Here is a 12,930-nt window from a genome sequence, read left to right on the forward strand (position 1 = left end):
GGCTCACACTCGAATCCGGGGGTCGAGGACGGCGTAGAGCACGTCCGCCACGAGGTTCATCAGCACGGCGGCGGTGCCCGTCACGAGGAAGAACGCCATCACGGGCATGGGGTCCACGTCGCGCAGGCCGGTGGCGAACAGCTCGCCCATCCCCTTCCAGCCGAACACCTGCTCCGTGATCACGGCGCCGCCGATCAGGCCGGCGAAGTCGAAGGCCATGATCGTGGTGATGGGGATCAGGGAGTTGCGGAACGCATGCTTCAGGATCACCTGGCGCTCCGGCAGGCCCTTGGCGCGCGCGGTGCGGATGTAGTCCTGGCGCGAGACCTCGAGCATGGAAGAGCGCGTGTACCGCGAGTACGTGGCCACCGAGATGATGGTCAGCAGGATGGTGGGCAGCAGAAGCTGCGCACCGCGGTCCAGGAACACCACCCAGAAGTGGGCGTCCAGGTTCGGGGTGCCCGAGCCGATCGTGGAGATCGGGCGCGGCTTGACCTTCAGGAAGGTCGGCCAGTAGTTCATCAGGTGTTCCGCCACGATCGCCACGCCCATGATCAGGGCGGTCACCAGCGAGGCAGACACGGCCGAGCCCTTGGAGAAGCCGCCGAGCAGCCGGCCCACCAGGATGGCCACCAGCACGAGGATGACGCCGAGGCCGGCCAGCAGCAGTGCGGACGGCGTCCGCCACAGCAGGCCGTAGGTGGCGTAGTAGGCGACGAGGCCGATCGCGACCGTGACCAGAGCGGCCTTGAGGACCGACCGGTTGCGCAGACCGGAGATCACCGCGGTGGCGCCGACGGCGGCGGCCAGGCCGATGACCAGCTGCACGACCGGGCCCATCTGCGGATGCCGCCAGAAGTCGACGGCGAACAGCACCCAGCCGGCGAGGAGGATGAACGCGGCGGTGGCGCCGAACGTGAAGGCGCGCCGCCTGAGGTCGCCCGCCATGACGGCCTGCAGGACCAGGCCCGCGAGGACGGCGACCCCGATGAGGAGGGGCCAGTTCAGCTCGGGGCTGCGGATCCAGTCGTTGAACCGGATCCCCATGTACTCCTTCAGGAGCACGGCCGCCCAGAACACGGGCAGCGAGAAGAAGAGGAAGATCAGGAACGTGACCACGTAGTCGAGGCCGGAGTACTGGCGGATCGCGGTGACGATGCCGATCGCGATGCCGATGATGATCGCCAGGACGGTCGCGAGCACCACGAGGCGCAGCGTGGAGGCCGCGGCGTTGCTCAGCAGGTCGGCGACGGACTGGCCGTTTCGGCTGAGGCCGAGGTCGCACTGACCGGTGACGCAGCCGCCGATGCCCTGGAGCCAGTCCCAGTACCGGGCGTACCAGGGCTGGTCCAGCCCCATGAACGCGGTGCGGGCGGCGATGAGGGTCTCGCGGTTGGGGTTCTGTGACTCTCGCAGGTCCTGGAGGGGGTCACCCGAGTGGGCCACGAGGAAGAAGAGCAGGATCGACGCGCCGAACAGCACCAGGAGGGAGCTGCCGAGGCGCTTGAGGATGAATTTCAGCACAACAGGGGGTGACCTTCCGTGCGCGTGCAAGGGAAAGGGAGGGGTGCGGGTTCGCCGCGGTTCACGGCCGGTGCCCGGCCGGGCTCTGTCCTCGATCCCGACGCCGGCGGTCCGCGGGAGGCGGACCGCCGGGTCAGAGGTCAGCGGGGTGTCACTCCTGGACGCGGACCCACTGCTCCACGTTCCACAGCGCACCCGACTGGGCGGCGGTGTCGCGCACGTTGGCGACGTCGGCCTTGTGGCCGACCAGACCCGGGTGAGCGTACAGCGGGATGGCCTGGAAGTCCTCCCACAGCAGCTTCTCGATGGTCTTGACCTGCTCCAGCTGCTCGTTCTCGTCCAGCGAGGTGGCGAGCTTGTCCCAGGCCGCGTCCACCTCGGGGTTGTTGTAGCTCTGCTGGTTCTGGGCGCCGTCCGACTGGTAGATGTTCGCGCCGGAGGCCTTCTGGCCCGAGCCGGCCCAGGCGAAGAGGGCGGCGTCGTAGTCACCGGCCGGCATGACCTCCTTGAAGAACACCGGCGAGTTGGCGTCCTGCACGTCGAAGCCGGCCTGGTCGCAGGAGCTCTTGATGAGCGCGACGGTCTCGGTGCGACGCTGGTTGCCGGCCTGGTAGCCGAGGCGGACCGTGGGCTTGGAGACGCCCGACTTCTCGACGAGCTCCTTGGCCTTCTCGATGTTCGGCTGGTCCATCTCCTTCGGGTAGGCCGCGTCCACGACCTCCTGGTACTTGTCCTGGAAGGGGAAGACCTCGCGCAGGTTCATGACCTGGGCGTCCGCGTAGATCGGCTTGATCAGGTTGTCCACGATCTGCTGGCGGGGCAGGCAGAGGGCGAAGGCCTCGCGCAGCTCCGGGGAGTCCGCGAAGACCGAGCCCTCGCCGCGGTTGTAGTCCACGTGCTCCCAGGTCAGCTGGTCACCGGTCTGGACGTTGACGTCCTCGCCGAGGCCCTCGAGCTGCTGGAGGGTGTCCACGGTGGCCTGCGGCTCGATGACGTCGAGGTCGCCGTTCTGCAGGGCCTGCACGTGGGTCTTCGGGTCGGCGAAGCGGAGGACGAGCTCCTTGGTGGCCGCCGGGGTGCCCCAGTACTCGGGGTTGGCCTCAAGGGTGATGGACTGGCCGGCCTGCCAGCCGCCGTCCTTGAACTTGTAGGGGCCCATGGAGGGCACCAGCGAGGCGTCCGGCAGCTCGCCGGGGCTGAAGTCCCAGCCGTCGTTCCAGAACTCGGCCGCCGGGGTGAGCGCCTCGACGTCCTTCTCCTTCGCGGCGGTGACGAGCTCCTCGAAGCTCATGCCCGCCTCCTTGGCGACGATGTGCGCCGGCAGCGCGGTGCTGATGAGGATCTCCCAGTCCGCGTAGGGCTCCGGGTAGGTGACGGTGAACTCCTTGCCGTCGGCCTCGCCCTCGGGCGCCTCCGGGATGTACTTGCCCTGCTCGAAGGAGATCGAGTCGAACAGCGGGGTCTCGGCACCCTCGGCCTTGATCGTGTCGTTGTTCGCGGCCCAGTGGACGATGAAGTCGCCCGCGGTGACGGGGGTGCCGTCGGACCACTTGGCGTCGTCGCTGATGGTGTACTTCACGGTCAGCGGGTCGTCCGAGGTCTTCTCGTACGTGCCGAAGTCCTTGTCCGGGATGATCGAGCCGTCGGTGCCGAAGTACCAGAAGGACGAGAACATGCGGTCCGCGACGGCCGAGTTGTACGTGGTGTACGTGTTCGACTGCAGGCCGTTGTAGGACAGGAAGTCGTCGGCGCCCACCGAGTACGCGATGGAGCCGTCCTGGGTCTTGACGTCGCCCAGGTCGGCCTTCCCCGGCCCGGAGGCCTCGGCGGTGAGCTTCTGACCCTTGTCCCCTTCGATGACGTTGCCGGCGCCCGAGTCGCCGCCCTGGCTGGCGCCGGAGGCGCTGTTGCTGCTGGAGTCGCCTGCATTGCCGCCGCCCGGGGCGCACGCGGAGAGGATGAGGGCCGAGCCGGCGGCCAGGGCCGCGGCAGCGGAGAGCTTCGTGTACTTCATGGAAGGTGCTTCCGTTCATGAGAGGTGCAAGGACGTCGCGCGCCCGCATCCCTGTGGGGACCTGGTGGTGCGAGACGACCCCCGGGCCGTTCCGTCGAGACGGGACGTTCCGTGAGATGGAGCACACTGTAGCGGGAACATTCAGGTTCGCGAAAGTCCGAATCTGGATCCGTCCCGTCCGTGGCGCCGGCGCGGTCAGCGACGACGGTCCGCCAGCAGAGTCCGCACGGCCCACGCCCCGCCCATGCCATGGACGCCGGCGCCCGGCGGGGTGGAGGCGGAGGCCAGATACAGCCCGGTCCGACCCGCCCGGTGCGGCCGGGGCGACGCGGTGGGGCGCAGGAGCGCGCGCGCTCCCGCGAGCGATCCCCCCGCGATGTCACCGCCCACGAGGTTCGGGTTCCACGCCTCCAGATCGGCCGGGCGCATCGCGACCGCGGCCCCGATCCGGTCCCGGAAGCCGGGTGCGTGCCGCTCCACCTCCGCCTCGATCAGCGGACGGACGTCGCCGGGGTGGCCGTGGGGCACATGGGCGTAGGACCAGACGACCGTGTGCCCCCGGGCGGGCCCGGTGGCCCGTGAGGGGTCCGCCGCCTGCTGCTGACAGAGCATGACGAAGGGCCGCGTCGGCATCCGGCCGGCCGCGACGTCGTCCTCGGCCCGCCGGATCTCGGCGGCGGTCCCGCCCAGGTGCACCGTCCCCGCGCCCGCGAGCCGGGCGTCGCGCCACGGGATCGGCCCGTCGAGCAGGAAGTCGACCTTGGACACGGACGGCCCGGGGCGCCACCGGCGCAGGGCCGCGGCGTATCGCGGCGGCAGGCCCGTGCCGGCGACGCGCAGCACCTGGCGCGGGGTCAGGTCCAGCACGACGGCGTCCGCGGCGGGCAGCGCGCGCAGGTCCGTGACCTCGTGGCCCAGGTGCAGCCGACCGCCGTGCGCCCGCAGCACCGCCACGAGCGCGTCGACGATCGCCCCCGACCCGCCGCGCGCCACCGGCCAGCCCGAGCTCATCCCGAGCGCGCCGAAGAGCGCACCGAACGCCGCCGTCAGGGGCCGGCTCGAGGGCAGGATCGCGTGGGCGGCCGAGCCCGTGAACAGGGCGCGGGCGGCCTCCGTGCGGAACATCGCCCGGCCCAGCAGATCGGCCGGCCACGGGGCGCGCAGGCCGAAGCGGGCCATCGCCACCGGATGGGGCGGGGGTCGCAGCACCGGGCCGAGCGCGCCCGCCAGGATCTCGTCGACGTGCGCGACCAGGGCCCCGTGCACGGCCCGCCAGGCCCGCGCGTCGACGCCGAGACCCGCGGCGGTGGCCTCGAGGTCCCGGTGCAGGAGGGCGGCCGGCCCGTCCGGCAGCGGATGTCCCATCGGCATGGCCGGGTGCAGCCAGGCGAGCCCGTGGTCCGTCAGCCCCAGCTCCCGGAACACGGGGCTGGCGACGCCGAACGGATGGCCCGCCGCCCCGAGGTCCACCACGGTCCCCTCCCCCAGCACCGGCGCGGACGCGCACGCGCCGCCGGGCACCGGGGCCCGCTCGAACACGTCCACCTCCCAGCCCTCGCGGGCCAGCAGGGCGGCGGCGGTCAGGCCGTTGGGGCCGGCGCCCACGACGACGGCGCGGCCCGGCTCGACGCCCCGGGGCAGCGCGAATCCGGGGCCGGCGGCGGTGTCGGTCATGGTCTCCTCCTGTGGTCCCTAGGATGGTCCCACCCCGCCCGCCGCCCGTCAGGAGGCCCTCCCCCGTGGACCCGTTCTGGACCGCGCTCGCTCTCACGACGTTCGCCGGGCTGGCCACGGTGCTGGGCGGCGTCCTGGCGATCGTCGGACGCGAGCCCTCGGGCCGCGGGCTGGGGGCCGCCCTCGGCCTCTCCGCGGGCGTCATGCTCGCGGTCTCCTTCCTGGAGATGCTGCCGGCCGCCGTCGAGGGGCTGGGCGGGGCGGTCGGCCCCGCGGCGACCGCCGTCGCGGTGGCCGCCCTGGCCCTCGGCGCAGGCGCCTACGTGCTGCTCGAGCGCGCCGTCCCCGACCCCGTCTCGGAGATGCCGGGCGACGTCGACGACCCGGCCGGCCTGGACCGGCGGAGGATGCTGCGCCTGGGCACGGTGACGGCCCTGGCGATCGGCCTGCACAATCTGCCGGAGGGCTTCGTCACCTTCGCCGGCACCCTGCAGGATCCGTCGGTGGGCCTCGCGCTGGCCGTCGCGATGGCCGTGCACAACGTGCCCGAGGGCGTGGCCGTGGCCGTGCCCGTGCGGCAGGCCACCGGGTCGCGGCGCAAGGCCTTCGCGTGGGCCGCGTTCACGGGGATCGCGGAGCCGCTGGGCGCGCTGATCGGCTGGCTGCTGCTGGCCCCGTTCCTCACGCCCGCGCTCGTGGCCGCCGTCTTCGCGGCCGTGGCAGGCGTGATGGTGACCGTGAGCCTCGACGCGCTGCTGCCCGCCGCCCGGGCGGCCGGGGGCCGTGCCGCAGCGCTGGGCGGCGTGCTGCTGGGCGTGGCCGCGATGGCCCTCTCGCTGGACCTGCTCGCCTGAGCGCGGGCGCCGGTCAGTTCACGAGGGCCGGCTGCAGGACCGCCTCGGCCTCGCGCACCCCGCCGTCGGCGGTGCGCCACTGGACGATGATCCGGTCCCCCACGTTGTGGTCGTTGACCAGGCGGGACATCCGGGAGGCGTCGTCGCCGACGGGCCGCCCCTCGATCTCGAGGATCACATCGCCCTCGACCAGGCCGATCTGCTCGGCCGCCGAGCCCGCGTCCACCTGCATGACCACGACGCCGACGTCGGGATCCGCGCCGACCATGATGCCCAGGGCGCCGTCCGCGCCGATGCTCACGGTGTCCGTCTCCTCACCCGAGAGGACCTGCTCCACCACGTCGAAGGCCACCTCCAGCGGGATCGCGAAGCCGTCCACCTCGTCTGCGGTGGTCCCATCGCTGGCCGCCACGGTCACGCCGACCACCTGGCCGGCGTCGTCCACCACCGGGCCGCCGGAGTAGCCGGGCACGACGTCCGCGTCCGTCTGGATCAGGCCGGACAGGCGCGCGTACTGATCGGTGCCCTCGGCCGCGGCCATGATCGAGCGGTCCGTGCCGAGCACGGTGCCGCGCACGGCCGTCAGGCGGCCCTGGCCCCCGCCGTTGCCGACGGCGGCCACCGTCTCCCCGCGCCGCACCGGGTCCAGCGAGACGCTGGCCACCGGCAGGTCTGAGACGCCCTCGACGTCGAGCACCGCGATGTCGTGCTCGGCATCGCGCCCGAGCACCGTGGCCGTGTGCCGCGCGCCGGTGTCCGCGACCACCACGTGCACCTCCGAGGAGTCCTCGACCACGTGGTAGTTGGTCACCGCCAGCCCGTCCGGGGAGAGCACCATGCCCGTCCCCGTGCCGGTGCGGGCGCCGAGGGCGGTCTCCACGAGGAGGATGCCCGGGGCGTCCGCGACCGGCTGGCCCGGATCCAGGGACGATCCGTCGTGGGCCGACGCGGACCAGTCCACCGCCACGCCGTCGTGGACGTGCGTCAGGCCCGCCGCGAGCTCGCCCGCCTCCCGGGCGGGGGCCTCGGCGGCGGGCACATTCGGGGCGGAGTCCGCGGCGACGTCGACCATCCGGCCGGCGAGGAGCGCGGTGAGGCCCCCGGCCAGGACCAGCGCGCCGAGCACGCCGAACAGCGCGATGACGAACGCCAGGGGCGAGCGTCGTGCGCGCGGCGGCCAGCCCGGCGGCGTCACGCTCAGCCCCGGGCGGCCGCCAGGGCGGCCTCGTAGTCCGGCTCCTCGGAGATCTCGGGAACGAGCTGGGCATGACGGACCACGCCGTCGGCATCGACCACGACGACGGCGCGGGCCAGCAGGCCCTCGAGAGGACCGTCGGTCATGCGCACGCCGTAGTCGTCGCCGAAGGACGAACGGAACACGGAGCCGCTGCGGACGTGGTCGATGCCCTCGACCGAGCAGAAGCGTGCGGCGGCGAACGGCAGGTCCGCGGACACGGCCACGACGGTGGTGTCCCCGAGGTCCGCGACGCGGGAGTCGAACTCGCGGACGGAGGCGGCGCACACGCCCGTGTCCAGGGACGGGAAGATGTTCAGGATCACGCGGCGGCCGCGCAGCTCCCGCAGGGTCACCGGGGACAGGTCCGCCCCGGTGAGGGTGAAGTCGGGGGCGGGGGAACCCACCGGGGGCAGCTCACCGACGGTGTGGACGGGGGTGCTCTTCATGTGGGTCGTCGCCATGGGGACAGCCTAGGATGGGCGCGGCCGGACGGGAGCACTCCGCGCCCGGCTCGGCGGACGGCGAACACGGAGGTACCGACCATGACCGAGCCCATGACGTCCAACGTCACCGACACGGCGCTGCTGTTCGAGGGCGGGGGGATGCGCGCCGCGCTCACCTCGGCCGTGGTGGCGGAGCTGCTGCGCGAGCGGATCCACGTGGACTTCGTGGCCGGCATCTCGGCGGGCTCGTCCAACGCCGTGAACTACCTGTCCCGCGACCCGGCCCGCGCGCGGCGCTCGTTCGTGGACTTCGCCGACGATCCTCGGTTCGGCAACTGGCTGAGCTTCCTGCGCGGCAAGGGCCTGTTCAACGCCGAGTACATCTACGAGCACGCCGGCCTGCCCGAGGCGGACCTGCCCTACGACTTCGCCACGTTCCGCGCGAACCCCGCCCGGCTCGTCCTGGGCGGGTTCGACGCTGCGAGCGGCGAGACCCGCTGGTGGGACCGCTCCGACATGACCACCTTGACCGACCTGATGGTCCGCGTCCGCGCGTCGTCCACGATGCCGGTCCTCATGCCCCCGGTGCATGCCGAGGGCACGGTGTTCGTGGACGGCGCCCTCGGCGTGGACGGCGGGATCCCGCTGACCGCGGCGGAGGACGCGGGGTTCGAGAAGGTCCTCGTGGTCCTGACGCGGGAGCGCGGGTACGTGAAACGGCCCGAACGGTTCCCCTCGTTCTACCAGCGCACCTTCCGGCGCTACCCCGCCGTCGCGGACGCGCTGCTCACGCGCTGGCGCCGGTACAACGCGACCCGCGAGCGCCTGTTCGAGATGGAGCGGCAGGGACGGGCCTATCTGTTCGTGCCCGAGACCATGCCCATCGCCAACGGCGAGCGGTCCGTGGCCAAGCTGGCCGCCGCCCACGAGCTCGGCCTGGACCAGGTGCGCCGCGAGATGCCCGCGATCCGCGCGTTCCTGGGGCTGCCGACGTCCCGTTGAGCCGCGCCTGATCCGATCGGCGGGTCAGGCCTCGGCGCGGGCGGCCGAGTCCGGCAGGCCGAACACCGAGTCGAACGCGTAGGCGTACACCGCGGCGTAGACGAGGAAGAACACGAGCAGGCCGGCCTCGATGAGGAACGCCTCCCCCAGCCCGATGCCGAGGATCAGCGCCACCGCGGGCACGAGGAACACGATCAGCCCGCCCTCGAAGCCGACGGCGTGGGCCACGCGCACCCACCAGGGCCGGCCCGTGATCCCGAGGCGGCGTTCGAGGGTCTCGAACACCGAGTTGAACACGATGTTCCACAGCAGGGCCACGGTCGAGGACACCACCGCCACGGCGAGTGAGGGCCCGCCGCCGTTGCCGAGCGCCGCCAGGATCACGGTGGTGAAGAGGATGGCGAGCAGCTCGAAGACCACCGCGTAGACCACGCGGCGCAGCAGGGGCGTCCGGAACACGCGGCGGCGCACGAGCGCGTCCCGGCCTCCCGGGCCCCGCGGCACGTCGGAGGGCGGCGTCGACGCGGGGTCGACGCCCGGGCGGGCGTGGTGGGTCTCGGACACGGCGCCCAGCCTAGGGCCGGGGCCGCGGGGCGCCGAATCCGGCGGGACCGGCCGCCCGCCGTCGTCGTGCCCCGATGACGGGGCGGGCGCGCCTTCACCGCGCCCCGGTCGCCTGCCTAGAGTTCGAGGCATGAAGCTCACCGATGACCTGCTGCAGAAGTTCAACGACCAGATCACCCTCGAGTTCGAGGCGTCCATGGTCTACCGCCAGCTCGCGATCGCCGCCGACGACCTGGACCTGTCCGGGATGGCCGCGTGGCTGCGGCACCAGGCGGACGAGGAGATCGTCCACGCGAACAAGTTCATCGACCACGTCGCCGACCGGGACAGCTTTCCGACGATCGGTGCCATCCCGGCCCCGCCCGTGCAGGCCGGCCTGTCGGCCCTGGAGATCTTCCGGTCCGCGCTCGCGCACGAGCAGAAGGTCTCCGAGGCGATCCGGGAGCTGTACCGGGCCACCGAGTCCGCGGGCGACCTCAACTCGCGCCCGCTGCTGAACTGGTTCCTGGACGAGCAGATCGAGGAGGAGTCCACCGTCTCCGAGATCGTGGGCCAGCTCGAGCTCGTGGGCGACGACGGCTCGGGCCTGCTCCGCATCGACGGCCGTCTGGGCTCCCGCCCCGTGGAGACCACCGAGAACGACGCCTGAGCCCACCGGCGGCCTCGTCGGCCGCGCACGCACCGGCCCGGTCCCCCACGGGACCGGGCCGGTGCGTGTCCGTCCCCGCCGCTATGCTCGACCTGCGCCCTGCCCGCGCACCGGCGCGCCCGTCGGCCCCACCCCAGGAGGAACCATGGTCGGACTCGTAGCCCTGCTCGACGACGTCGCCGCCCTCGCCCGCCTCGCCGCCGCGAGCGTGGACGACGTGGCCGCCGGAGCGGGACGCGCCGCGGCCAAGGCGGCGGGCGTGGTGGTCGACGACGCCGCGGTGACCCCGCAGTACATGGCCGGCGCGGCCGCGGCCCGCGAGCTGCCGATGATCTGGCGGATCACCAAGGGCTCCCTGCGCAACAAGCTCGTGTTCATCCTTCCCGCGCTGCTGCTGCTCGACTGGCTCGCCCCCTGGATCCTGCCGTGGCTGCTGCTGGCCGGCGGCACCTACCTGTCCTATGAGGGCGCGCACAAGGTGTGGGGCAAGCTCGCCGGCCACGGGCATGCCGACGACGAGGAGCCCGCCGTCGAGCGGGGTCCGGAGGCCGAGGACACCGTGGTGCGCGGGGCCATCACCACGGACTTCATCCTGTCCCTGGAGATCATGGTCATCTCCATGAACGAGGTGGCCGACCTGGGCTTCTGGATGAAGGCGGCGATCCTGGCGGTGGTGGCCGTCGTCATCACCGCGGGCGTGTACGGGGTGGTGGGGCTGATCGTGAAGATGGACGACGTCGGCCTGCACCTGCACCAGAACGCCTCCACCTCCGGCGGCCGCTCGTTCGGCGCCGGGCTGGTCAAGGCCATGCCGCACGTGCTGCGCGTGGTGACCGTCGTCGGCACCGTGGCGATGCTCTGGGTGGGCGGCCACATCGCCCTCGTGGAGCTGGACGCGCTGGGCGTGCCGTGGCCCTACGCCGTGCAGCACGGGATCGTCGAGCCCGTCACGCACGCCGCCGGCGCGTTCCTCGGCTGGCTCACGGAGACCGCGACGTCGGCCGTGTGGGGCCTGCTCTGGGGCTCGGTCGCGCTCGGGGTGGTCCTGCTCGTCGGACGCCTGCGCGGGAAGAAGGCCGCGCCCGCCCACTGATGCGGCGGGCGACGGGTCCGCCCCCACCCGCGCCCGACGCTGAGGCCCCCACCCGCGCCCGACGCTGAGGCCCGCAGACGCGCCGCTACGCACGGAACGTGGCGGCGCGTCTGCGGGCCTCGGCGCTGTCTCCGTCTCCCGACGGGCCCCGTCAGTCGGCGGTGAGGAAGGTGCGCACCGCGGAGACGAAGGCCTCGGGCTGGTCGGCGTGCAGCCAGTGGCCGGCGTCACGGACGGTCACGCGCACGACGCGCGGGAACAGCTCCTTCATCCGCGGCACGTCCTCATCCTGGACGTAGTCCGACTCGGCGCCGGCCAGCCACAGGACCGGATGGTCGAACACGCGCTCCGGATCCTCGGGGACCACCGGGTCCGGGAACGAGCCGATCTCCCGCAGGTGCTCGAAGAGCATGGCCACGTTGGGCTGCCACGCGAAGTGGCCGGCCGTGCGCCGCAGGTTCTGCAGCAGGAAGCCGCGCACCCGCGCGTCGTGGACGTGCTCGGCCATGGCCGCGTCGGCCTCGGCCCGCGAGTCGTACGCGTCCAGGTCCATGCGCAGCATGGTGCCCAGCAGGTGCACGAACTCGTCCGTGGCCTGCGGTGAGAGCCGCGGGGAGATGTCCTCCACGATCAGCCGGTCCACGAGCTCCGGGTGCCGCAGGGCGAGCACCATCGCGACCTTGCCGCCCATCGAGTGGCCCAGCAGGTGGACCGGCCCGTCGGCGGCGAGGCCGGCGCGCAGGTGGGCGGCCACCCGGTCCGCGATCTCGCGGTAGTCCACCCGGTCCGTCCAGGGCGAGGCGCCGTGGTCCGGCAGATCGATCAGCTCCACCGTGAAGTCGTCGCCCAGCTCCTTGGCCGGGCCGGTGAAGTTCCGGCCCCGGCCCATGAGGCCGTGCAGGAACGCGACGCGGCGCGGGCCCTCCCCGATGCGGGTGGAGGCCAGGGGGGCGTCGGACGGGGCGGAGGCGGCGGTCGTGTTCACCCGACTCAGGCTAGCGCGGGAACGCGTCGGCACCTCCCCCGCCTTACAGTCATCTCGACCCTCTGAGATGGGCGCGAACAGTGTCATACTGACCAGAACAGCCCCGCCAGTCCGCCCCGGGAGGTCCCATGCCGGTCGCTGAGGCCCGCGTCAGCGTGGCCGTGTCCACGGCCGTCTTCGGCGTGCGCCCGGACCCGCACGGCGTGCCCCGCCTCTGTGTCGCCCTCGTCCCGCGGATGCGCGAGCCGTTCCTGGACCGGTGGGCGCTGCCGGGCGCGTGGCTCGGCGCGGACGAGGAGCTGGCCGACGTCGCCGCACGCGTGGCCGCCGAGTGCGTGCCCGGTCCCGTCCGTCGCCTCGAGCAGCTGGCGGCGTTCGGCGCCGTGGACCGTTCCCCCACCGGACGCGTCCTCACGGTGGCCCACTGGGCGCTCAGCCCCGCCCTGGACGACGACGGCGCCGCCCCGGCGTCCAGCCCGGACCCGGACGTGGCCGGGCTGCCCATCGGGGTCCATGTGCGCTGGCACCGGGCCGACGCGCCGCCCGCGCTGGCGTTCGACCACGCGCAGATCCTGGCGGCGGCCGTGGCGCGCCTGCGCGCGGACCTGCCGCGAGCCGGCGTCGGGCACGCGCTGCTGGGGCCCTCCTTCACCCTCGCCGAGCTGCGCGCCGTGCACGAGGCCGTCCTCGGCCGCGGCCTCGACGCCGCCAACTTCCGCCGCGCCACCCTCGCCGCCGGGACCCTCGAGGAGACCGGCGAGGTCCGCGGCGGCACCCCGCACCGCCCGCCCAAGCTCTACCGGTACCGGCCCGCCGGGCCCGGGACCGACCCCGATCCCGCCGGGCCGGACGCCCGCCGCTGACCCACCAGCCCCGACCCAGGAGTCACCC

12 protein-coding genes are annotated in these 12,930 nt (G+C 73.2%); 5 read left to right on the top strand and 7 right to left on the bottom strand.

Annotated elements, in window-relative coordinates; genetic code table 11:
- Positions 1-3: 3 nt before the first annotated feature.
- From ACUJ8O_RS05045 to ACUJ8O_RS05055, 3 genes are all read right to left on the bottom strand, one after another.
- Positions 4-1,524, bottom strand: coding sequence for an ABC transporter permease (locus ACUJ8O_RS05045; protein ID WP_036339165.1), 1,521 nt, complete (start codon positions 1,522-1,524; stop codon positions 4-6).
- 151 nt (positions 1,525-1,675) lie between these two features.
- Positions 1,676-3,538, bottom strand: a complete 1,863-nt coding sequence (locus tag ACUJ8O_RS05050; RefSeq protein ID WP_036339161.1) for an ABC transporter family substrate-binding protein — start codon at positions 3,536-3,538, stop codon at positions 1,676-1,678.
- Positions 3,539-3,733: 195 nt separating this feature from the next.
- A complete protein-coding gene (locus ACUJ8O_RS05055; protein ID WP_036316456.1) occupies positions 3,734-5,212 on the bottom strand; it encodes a phytoene desaturase family protein in 1,479 nt (492 codons plus the stop codon).
- 65 nt (positions 5,213-5,277) lie between these two features.
- On the opposite strand from ACUJ8O_RS05055, the gene zupT reads away from it, so the two are divergent.
- Positions 5,278-6,066 carry a zinc transporter ZupT gene (zupT, locus tag ACUJ8O_RS05060; protein WP_445373203.1) on the top strand — a complete coding sequence of 263 codons (789 nt, stop codon included), beginning with the start codon at positions 5,278-5,280 and terminating at the stop codon, positions 6,064-6,066.
- 13 nt (positions 6,067-6,079) lie between these two features.
- Here zupT and ACUJ8O_RS05065 read toward each other — a convergent pair whose 3' ends face one another.
- Positions 6,080-7,261, bottom strand: coding sequence for a S1C family serine protease (locus ACUJ8O_RS05065; protein ID WP_158183876.1), 1,182 nt, complete (start codon positions 7,259-7,261; stop codon positions 6,080-6,082).
- Positions 7,262-7,263: 2 nt separating this feature from the next.
- Positions 7,264-7,764 carry a thiol peroxidase gene (gene tpx / locus ACUJ8O_RS05070; protein ID WP_158183877.1) on the bottom strand — a complete coding sequence of 167 codons (501 nt, stop codon included), beginning with the start codon at positions 7,762-7,764 and terminating at the stop codon, positions 7,264-7,266.
- Positions 7,765-7,845: 81 nt separating this feature from the next.
- Between tpx and ACUJ8O_RS05075 the strand changes: the two genes are divergently transcribed.
- Positions 7,846-8,748, top strand: coding sequence for a patatin-like phospholipase family protein (locus ACUJ8O_RS05075; protein ID WP_158184364.1), 903 nt, complete (start codon positions 7,846-7,848; stop codon positions 8,746-8,748).
- 24 nt (positions 8,749-8,772) lie between these two features.
- Here the strand turns inward: ACUJ8O_RS05075 and ACUJ8O_RS05080 are convergent, their stop codons facing one another.
- Positions 8,773-9,312: a PACE efflux transporter gene (locus ACUJ8O_RS05080; protein ID WP_236649693.1), complete on the bottom strand. Its 540-nt coding sequence runs from the start codon at positions 9,310-9,312 to the stop codon at positions 8,773-8,775.
- A 130-nt stretch (positions 9,313-9,442) separates the two neighbouring features.
- On the opposite strand from ACUJ8O_RS05080, the gene ACUJ8O_RS05085 reads away from it, so the two are divergent.
- Positions 9,443-9,961, top strand: coding sequence for a ferritin (locus ACUJ8O_RS05085; protein ID WP_158184363.1), 519 nt, complete (start codon positions 9,443-9,445; stop codon positions 9,959-9,961).
- Between the two features lie 145 nt (positions 9,962-10,106).
- Positions 10,107-11,054 carry a DUF808 domain-containing protein gene (locus ACUJ8O_RS05090; protein ID WP_158184362.1) on the top strand — a complete coding sequence of 316 codons (948 nt, stop codon included), beginning with the start codon at positions 10,107-10,109 and terminating at the stop codon, positions 11,052-11,054.
- Between the two features lie 151 nt (positions 11,055-11,205).
- Here ACUJ8O_RS05090 and ACUJ8O_RS05095 read toward each other — a convergent pair whose 3' ends face one another.
- Complete coding sequence (locus tag ACUJ8O_RS05095) at positions 11,206-12,039, bottom strand: alpha/beta fold hydrolase (RefSeq protein ID WP_060973545.1); 834 nt, start codon at positions 12,037-12,039, stop codon at positions 11,206-11,208.
- 128 nt (positions 12,040-12,167) lie between these two features.
- On the opposite strand from ACUJ8O_RS05095, the gene ACUJ8O_RS05100 reads away from it, so the two are divergent.
- Positions 12,168-12,902 carry an NUDIX hydrolase gene (locus ACUJ8O_RS05100; protein ID WP_073117454.1) on the top strand — a complete coding sequence of 245 codons (735 nt, stop codon included), beginning with the start codon at positions 12,168-12,170 and terminating at the stop codon, positions 12,900-12,902.
- The last annotated feature ends 28 nt before the right edge of the window (positions 12,903-12,930 follow it).

The organism is Micrococcus sp. EWR3.9.1 (assembly GCF_052615555.1).

Bases quoted from the DNA above. Each gene is read 5' to 3' on its own strand.
- ACUJ8O_RS05050 (WP_036339161.1), bottom strand. From the start codon at position 3,538: ATGAAGTACACGAAGCTCTCCGCTGCCGCGGCCCTGGCCGCCGGCTCG.
- ACUJ8O_RS05090 (WP_158184362.1), top strand. From the start codon at position 10,107: ATGGTCGGACTCGTAGCCCTGCTCGACGACGTCGCCGCCCTCGCCCGC.
- ACUJ8O_RS05055 (WP_036316456.1), bottom strand. From the start codon at position 5,212: ATGACCGACACCGCCGCCGGCCCCGGATTCGCGCTGCCCCGGGGCGTC.
- ACUJ8O_RS05075 (WP_158184364.1), top strand. From the start codon at position 7,846: ATGACCGAGCCCATGACGTCCAACGTCACCGACACGGCGCTGCTGTTC.
- tpx (WP_158183877.1), bottom strand. From the start codon at position 7,764: ATGGCGACGACCCACATGAAGAGCACCCCCGTCCACACCGTCGGTGAG.
- ACUJ8O_RS05085 (WP_158184363.1), top strand. From the start codon at position 9,443: ATGAAGCTCACCGATGACCTGCTGCAGAAGTTCAACGACCAGATCACC.
- ACUJ8O_RS05100 (WP_073117454.1), top strand. From the start codon at position 12,168: ATGCCGGTCGCTGAGGCCCGCGTCAGCGTGGCCGTGTCCACGGCCGTC.